General features: G+C 61.8%; 6 protein-coding genes. All 6 read right to left on the bottom strand.

Annotated features, from left to right (window positions below):
* Nucleotides 1-72 precede the first annotated feature (72 nt).
* The 6 genes from B5F98_RS11230 to B5F98_RS11205 all read right to left on the bottom strand — a co-directional run bounded on the left by B5F98_RS11230 (nt 73) and on the right by B5F98_RS11205 (nt 6615).
* The gene (locus B5F98_RS11230; RefSeq protein WP_087372689.1) at nt 73-852 is read right to left on the bottom strand and encodes a TIGR00282 family metallophosphoesterase; all 780 of its coding nucleotides are present in this window, start codon (nt 850-852) and stop codon (nt 73-75) included.
* Between the two features lie 108 nt (nt 853-960).
* A complete protein-coding gene (locus B5F98_RS11225) occupies nt 961-2214 on the bottom strand; it encodes a cytochrome c biogenesis protein CcdA (protein ID WP_087372685.1) in 1254 nt (417 codons plus the stop codon).
* 24 nt (nt 2215-2238) lie between these two features.
* Nucleotides 2239-3426: a DEAD/DEAH box helicase gene (locus B5F98_RS11220; protein ID WP_087372682.1), complete on the bottom strand. Its 1188-nt coding sequence runs from the start codon at nt 3424-3426 to the stop codon at nt 2239-2241.
* Between the two features lie 165 nt (nt 3427-3591).
* Nucleotides 3592-5280 carry a glutamine--tRNA ligase/YqeY domain fusion protein gene (locus B5F98_RS11215; protein WP_087372680.1) on the bottom strand — a complete coding sequence of 563 codons (1689 nt, stop codon included), beginning with the start codon at nt 5278-5280 and terminating at the stop codon, nt 3592-3594.
* A 97-nt stretch (nt 5281-5377) separates the two neighbouring features.
* The gene (gene sfsA, locus B5F98_RS11210) at nt 5378-6058 is read right to left on the bottom strand and encodes a DNA/RNA nuclease SfsA (protein WP_087372674.1); all 681 of its coding nucleotides are present in this window, start codon (nt 6056-6058) and stop codon (nt 5378-5380) included.
* Nucleotides 6055-6615, bottom strand: coding sequence for an FUSC family protein (locus B5F98_RS11205; RefSeq protein WP_087372671.1), 561 nt, complete (start codon nt 6613-6615; stop codon nt 6055-6057). The genes sfsA and B5F98_RS11205 overlap by 4 nt, the downstream gene beginning before the upstream one ends.
* Between the last annotated feature and the right edge of the window lie 103 nt (nt 6616-6718).

Below are 6718 nucleotides of genomic sequence, written 5' to 3'. Positions count from 1 at the left end.
GGCGGGGAGGCTGCTGAGGGGGGAGTCCAGGTGGAGGTCCGCGGCGTGTAGAATACGCATGGGGAGCCCTCCTTATCCGTCAATGTCCACCCGCTCCACGCTGAGGCAGCGGCGGGTGTTGGTGTCGATGGTAAACAGCACCCCGTCCATGCCGCAGGGGCCGTCGGCGGGCTGGAACCGCTGGGGCAGGCCGCCCAGGAAGCGGTTGATGGCCTGGGAGGGGTGAATGCCGATCACCGACTGGGTGGGTCCGGTCATGCCCAGGTCGGTGACAAAGCCCAGCCCCTTGGGGAAAACCTGGGTGTCGGCGGTGGGCACATGGGTGTGGGTGCCCCACAGGGCCTGGGCCCGCCCATCCAGATACCAGGCCATGGCCCCCTTCTCGCTGGTGGCCTCGGCGTGGAAGTCCACCAGGGTGAGGGTGGCGTCCCCCTCCTTCAAAATCTCGTCCATTTTGGTGAAGGGGTTGTCGAAGTTGGAGTCCATGGAGCAGCGGCCAATGAGGTTCACCACCCGGATGGTGGTGCCCCGGGGGCCGTCGAAGATACCCCAGCCCCGGCCCGGAGCCCGGCTGGTGTAGTTGGCGGGGCGGAGGATATAGGGGGTGCGCTCCATCTCGTCCACGATCTGGCGCTTGCCCCAGGTGTGGTTGCCCATGGTGATCACATCCGCCCCGGCGGAGAAGATGTCCCGGGCCTGCTGGGGCATCAGGCCGTTGGAGGCGGCGTTCTCCCCGTTGACCACGGTGAAGTGAATGTCATACTGGCGGCGGAGGGTGGGCAGGTGGCGGCAGAGAAAGTCCACGCCGCTCTCGCCCACTACGTCTCCAATGGCCAGAACACGAAGTTCCATAAAATCACCTGCTGTTGTGGATTTTACAAACGCCTCCCTTGTGTCAAGAAAGGCAAGTGAAGAGTGAATAGTGAAGAGTGAATAGGTGCAGGGCGAAACCCACTGGTTTCACCCTGCGCCGTCCATGGTCTGCTGGATGATGTCGTCAAACACCTCCCGGGACTGTGCTCCCATGATATATCCATAGACGTTGCCGTTTTTGTCGATCATAAAGGTGGTGGGGAAGGAGGAGATGCCGTAGGAGTAGAAGAGGCTGGCATCTTCGTTCATGAGGGTGGGATAGGTGTACCCGTTCTCTTCCAAAAAGGCGGTGATGTCCTCTGCCGAGCCCTCCTGGCCCAGGTTGGGGGCAGCCACCCCCAGCACCACCAGGTCCTTCTCGTTGTTGCCGTAGTCCTCATAGACGGCCTGCAAGTCGGGCATCTCACTGCGGCAGGGCCCGCACCAGGTGGCCCAGAAGTTCAGCAAAATGGTCTTTCCCTTGTACTGGTCCAGGGTGTGGGTGTTGCCGAATTGGTCGGTGAGGGTGAAGTCCAGGGCTGGAATGGGGGCCTGGCTCTCCTCTGGGGCATCGGTGGCCTCTGGAGTGTCTGTGGCCTCCGGCTGCTGGGTCACCTGGACGGTGGGGGTGGCCTGGGGGTCAGAGCCCGCCAGAGACCCAGACAGGGTGTCCATCCACCCGGTGACCATGAGAAGGCCAATGACCACCAGCAGCGCCCCGCCCACCTTCACGGTGTAGCGCACCACGTTGCGGTGCTTCTGGAACAGCTTCAAAAGTCCCCCGGCAAACAGGGCCACCGCCAGGAAGGGGAGGACAAAGCCCAGGGTGTACAGGCCGATGAGGGCAAAGCCCTGGAGGGCGGTGTCTGCCGAGCCCGCCATGAGCAGCACACTGGCCAGGGCGGGGCCCACACAGGGGGTCCAGGCAAAGGAGAAGGTGAAGCCGAACACCAGAGCCACCAGCGGGCTCATGGCCAGCTTTTGCAGGGGGAAGCGGATGCGCCGATCCTGCTCCAGCGCCATGGGGCGAAAGACCCCCAGCTGGAACAGACCAAAGGCGATGATGAGAATGCCGCCCACCTGGATGATGATCTTCTGATACTGGTGCAGGGCCTGACCCAGAGCGGTCATGCCAAGCGCTAGCAGGAAAAAGGCGGCGGAAATGCCGATGACAAAGAACAAAGTGTTCACCAGGGTTTTCACCCTTGAGGTCTGGGCCCCCTGGGCGTCTCCCATGCTGCCGGACAGGTAGCCCAGGTAGAGGGGGAGGAGGGGGAGGACGCAGGGGGAGAAAAAGCTCAGAATGCCCTGGACAAAGACAGTGACCAGGGAGACGGACACGGAGAGGTCAAATCCAGACATACATACCTTCCTTCAAACGAGAATTTAGCTGTTTTCGCCGTCCACCAGCATGAGACAGCCATCCTTATCATATTTCAAAAGCTGAATGTCCATGCGGGTATTGCGGGCAATGTCCCGCATCCGCACCGCCTCGGTCACTGAGGCCACCAGGGTGTAGGCCACGCCATGGCGCTTGGCTCGGCCGGTACGGCCCACCCGGTGGACGTAGTTTTCCTGCTCGTCGGGCACGTCGTAGTTAAACACCACGTCCACGTCGTCAATGTCCAGGCCACGGGCGGCCACGTCAGTGGCCACCAGCACCCGCAGCTGTCCGGCCTTGAACTGCTGGAGGGTCTTCTCCCGCACCCGCTGCTGGATGTCGCCGTGGATGGCCTTGCAGGAGATGCCACGCATGGACAGCAGACCCGCCAGGCGGTCGGTCATGTTTTTGGTGTTGCAGAAGGCAATGGCACGCTCATACTCCCCGCCCTCCAGCAGGGCGATGAGAGTCTCCAATTTCTGTTCCCGGCCCCCCAAATCAATGCGGTATTGCTGGATGTCCGGGCGGTTCTCCTCCACGGGACGCACCGTGATCTCCACCGGGTCCCGCTGATACACCCAGGAGATGTCCATCACCTCTCGGCTGATGGTGGCAGAGAAGAGGCCTAAGTTTTTCCGGTGTGGGATTTTGTCCAGAATGCGGGTGACGTCCTGGATAAAGCCCATGTCCAGCATCCGGTCGGCCTCGTCCAGCACCACGGTCTGGACCCCGTCCAGGCGCACGGTGCGCCGCTTCATGTGGTCCATGAGGCGGCCGGGAGTGGCCACCACGATCTGGGGCCGGTTTTTCAGCTGGGTAATCTGCTTGTCAATGGGCTGGCCGCCGTACAGGCACACAATGCGCACCCCTTCCCGGAAGGCGCACAGGTCCCGCAGCTCGTCCCGAATCTGCACCGCCAGCTCCCGGGTGGGGGCCAGGATGAGGCCCTGCACCTGGTCGGACTGGGGGTCCACATGCTCCACCATGGGGATGCCGAAGGCGTAGGTCTTGCCGGTGCCGGTGGGGGCCTTGGCCACCACGTCCCGTCCCTGCATAAAGTAGGGGATGGCACCGCCCTGGATGGCGGTGGCCTGGGTGAATCCCTTTTTGTCCAGGGCCTTCATAATGGCCTCGGACAGGTTCATATCTTTGTAAAAGTAGGTATCTTGTACCACAACTCCATCAATTTCCATGGTATAGGTCCTTTCTATCTCGTACAATTATAGTCTAAGGTAGTATATCATATCCCCCGGCATACCGTAAAGCCCAACCTCCATGGATTTCTCCGGCCCAGACCTGCCCGGTGAGACAGAAAAAGCCGGAAGCAGCGGTTTTGCTGCTTCCGGCGAAAACATCACTTATTGAGGCTTGAAGCTGTCCTTCAGGGACACAGCCCGGTTGAACACCAGGTGCTCGGGGCTGCTGTCCCGGCTGTCGGCACAGAAGTAGCCCTGACGCATGAACTGGAAGCGGTCGGCCTTCTGGGCACCTGCCAGGCTGGCCTCCACCTTGGCGCCCTGGAGCACCTCCAGAGAGTGGGGGTTCAGGCAGTCCAGGAAGTTCTTGTCTCCGGCGTCGGGATCGGGATCGGAGAACAGGTTGTCATACAGGCGAATCTCCGCATCCAGAGCGGTGGCGGCGTCCACCCAGTGGATGGTGGCGCCCTTCACCTTGCGGCCGTCGGCGGGGTTGCCGCCCCGGGACTCGGGGTCATAGGTGGCCAGCACCTCCACCACGTTGCCGTTTTCGTCCTTGACGCAGCCGGTACAGGTGATGAGGTAGGCGCCTTTCAGGCGGCACTCCAGGCCGTTGGGGGTCAGGCGCTTGTACTTGGGGATAGGAGTCTCCAGGAAGTCCTCCGCCTCAATGTACAGGTTGCGGGAGAAGGTGACGGTGCGGGTGCCGTCCTCGGGACGGTTGGGGTTGTTCTCCACCTCGAAGGTCTCGCTCTGACCCTCGGGATAGTTGGTGATGGTCAGCTTCACGGGGCGCAGCACCGCCATCACCCGCTGGGCGGTCTCGTTCAGGTCCTCCCGCAGGCAGTACTCCAAAAAGGCGTACTCAATGGTATTGGTGGCCTTGGCCACGCCGATGCGCTCGCAGAAGTTGCGGATGGAACGGGGGGTGTAGCCACGGCGGCGCAGGCCGCACAGAGTGGGCATACGGGGGTCGTCCCAGCCGGACACCCGGTTCTCCTCCACCAGCTGGCGCAGCTTGCGCTTGCTCATGACGGTGTAGTTGATACCCAGGCGGGCAAACTCGATCTGGCGGGGCTTGTGGTAGGGGATGGACACGTTGGACACCACCCAGTCGTACAGGGGGCGATGGTCCTCAAACTCCAGGGAGCACAGGGAGTGGGTGATCCCCTCCAGGGCGTCCTCAATGGGGTGAGCGAAGTCGTACATGGGGTAGATGCACCACTTGTTGCCCTGGCGGTGGTGATGGGCGTGGTTGATGCGGTAAATCACCGGGTCACGCATGTTGAAGTTGCCGCTATTGAGGTCGATCTTGGCACGCAGGGTATATTTGCCGTTTTCAAACTCTCCGGCCCGCATCCGGGCGAACAGGTCCAGAGACTCCTCGATGGGACGGTCACGCCAGGGAGAGGTGGCGGGGACACCGATGGAGCCGCGGTTGGCACGGAACTCCTCGGGGGTCAGCTCGCACACGTAGGCCAGGCCCTTCTTGATGAGCTCCACGGCGTACTCGTACATCTTCTCAAAGTAGTCCGAGGCGTAGAAGAATCGGTCGCCCCAGTCAAAGCCCAGCCAGTGGATGTCCTCCTGGATGGCCTCCACGTACTCGGTATCCTCCTTGGCGGGGTTGGTGTCGTCCATACGCAGGTTGCACAGACCGCCGTACTTCTCGGCGGTGCCGAAGTCGATGGTCAGGGCCTTGCAGTGGCCGATGTGGAGATAGCCGTTGGGCTCGGGGGGAAAACGGGTGTGGACGGTCATGCCTTGGTACTGGCCGCCCTGTGCAATATCCTCATCAATGAAATTGTGGATAAAATTCTGGGACACTACGGGGTTGAGTTCCTCAGGCATAGGGACACGCTCCTTCATTCGTTAATAACCTATTTATTATACCGTCACAGCCGGGAAAAAGCAACGAATTTTTCCAGGCCGCAGGCGGCGAAATCTCTCACAGCTTAACCGCCACCGGTCCCCCCATGGTCAGGGTGTCCGGGGTGACGGTACACTCCAGAGCCAGCACCTGCACCCCAGCCGCTGCGGCCTGGCGCAGAGCGGCCCCAAATTCCGGGTGGGTGGCATCATTGGGGGCGAAATCTTTCATGCCCGCCATCTGAATGACAAAGCACACGGCGGCCTCATAGCCCTCTTGCAGGCTGGCCTCCAGCTCTTGCAGGTGGCGCACCCCCCGTACGGTGGGAGCGTCGGGGAAGCGGCAGTGGCCGTCTTCCTCCAGGGTGCATCCCTTCACCTCCACAAAGCCCCGGCGGGGGCCCGCCTCCCAGTAGAAGTCGAAGCGGGAGTTGCCCCAGGTGGTCTCGGGGCGCAGCAGGGTGAGGCTGGGGACGAAGTGTCCCGCCCGGGCCCACTCGGCAAAGACCTGGTTGGGGGCCTGGGCGTCCATGTTCACCAGCAGGCCGTCCTTGTCCACGGCGATGAGGTCATAGGGGGTCTTGCGCTTGGGGTTGTCCCCTGGGGTGAGGTAGACGGTGCGGCCGGGGATGAGCAGTTCCCGGCACCGTCCGGTGTTTTTTACATGGACCGTTTCCGTGCGCCCGTCCACCTCCACCTGGGCCACAAAGCGGTTGGGGCGGGAGAGAAAACGGGCGGGAAGGACCTGGGTATATGTCATGATTTGGGCTCCTTGGGTGTGGTGTCGGTGGTGGAAGGGGGCTCGGCAGGGGCGGCAACCTCTTCCGGCTTGGGGTGGTAGGGCAGCAGCAGGTCGATGACGCAGGTCACCGCCACGCCCGCCAGGGTGTCCACCATACGCTGGAGGGCGAAGAGGGCGGGGGAACTGTCCGTGTTGTGGTTGACGGTGACGCACAGGAACACCACGCAGGACAGAGAGGCGCTGGAGGGCCGCTTGAGCACCAGAGCGGTGCGAATGAGGGGGATGATGGTGAGAGATACCAGGGTATAGCGCAGCAAGTCCAAATTCTCGGCGTGGAAGAATTCCAGGCCGTAGAGGATGATGATACCGTACAGGCCGCCCACCAGGGTGCCGATGGCCCGGTTCACCGAGGAGGTGATGGTCTTGTCGGTGGAGTTCTGCATGCAGATGACCGCGGCAATCATGGAATAAAAGGCGGGCTCGCCCCGCACATAGCCGAAGATACCGCAGATAAACACGGCAATGACGGTCTTTACCATGCGCATGCCCACCCAGTGATGGCGCTGCTTTGGCATAAACAGCCCTCCTCTCCAAAGTCGATATCAGTATGATAAACGACCCGGAGAAAAAAAGCAAGGCGGGGACGCTTTCCATTTCCCCGTCCCCGTGGTATGATGG

Source organism: Pseudoflavonifractor sp. An44, assembly GCF_002161675.1.
GTDB lineage: Bacteria > Bacillota > Clostridia > Oscillospirales > Oscillospiraceae > Enterenecus > Enterenecus faecium.
This window is presented reverse-complemented; position numbering and strand designations above follow the sequence as displayed.

Excerpts from the sequence above, each read along its gene's own strand:
- sfsA (WP_087372674.1), bottom strand. The coding sequence starts at position 6,058 with ATGACATATACCCAGGTCCTTCCCGCCCGTTTTCTCTCCCGCCCCAAC.
- B5F98_RS11215 (WP_087372680.1), bottom strand. The coding sequence starts at position 5,280 with ATGCCTGAGGAACTCAACCCCGTAGTGTCCCAGAATTTTATCCACAAT.
- B5F98_RS11230 (WP_087372689.1), bottom strand. The coding sequence starts at position 852 with ATGGAACTTCGTGTTCTGGCCATTGGAGACGTAGTGGGCGAGAGCGGC.
- B5F98_RS11220 (WP_087372682.1), bottom strand. The coding sequence starts at position 3,426 with ATGGAAATTGATGGAGTTGTGGTACAAGATACCTACTTTTACAAAGAT.
- B5F98_RS11225 (WP_087372685.1), bottom strand. The coding sequence starts at position 2,214 with ATGTCTGGATTTGACCTCTCCGTGTCCGTCTCCCTGGTCACTGTCTTT.
- B5F98_RS11205 (WP_087372671.1), bottom strand. The coding sequence starts at position 6,615 with ATGCCAAAGCAGCGCCATCACTGGGTGGGCATGCGCATGGTAAAGACC.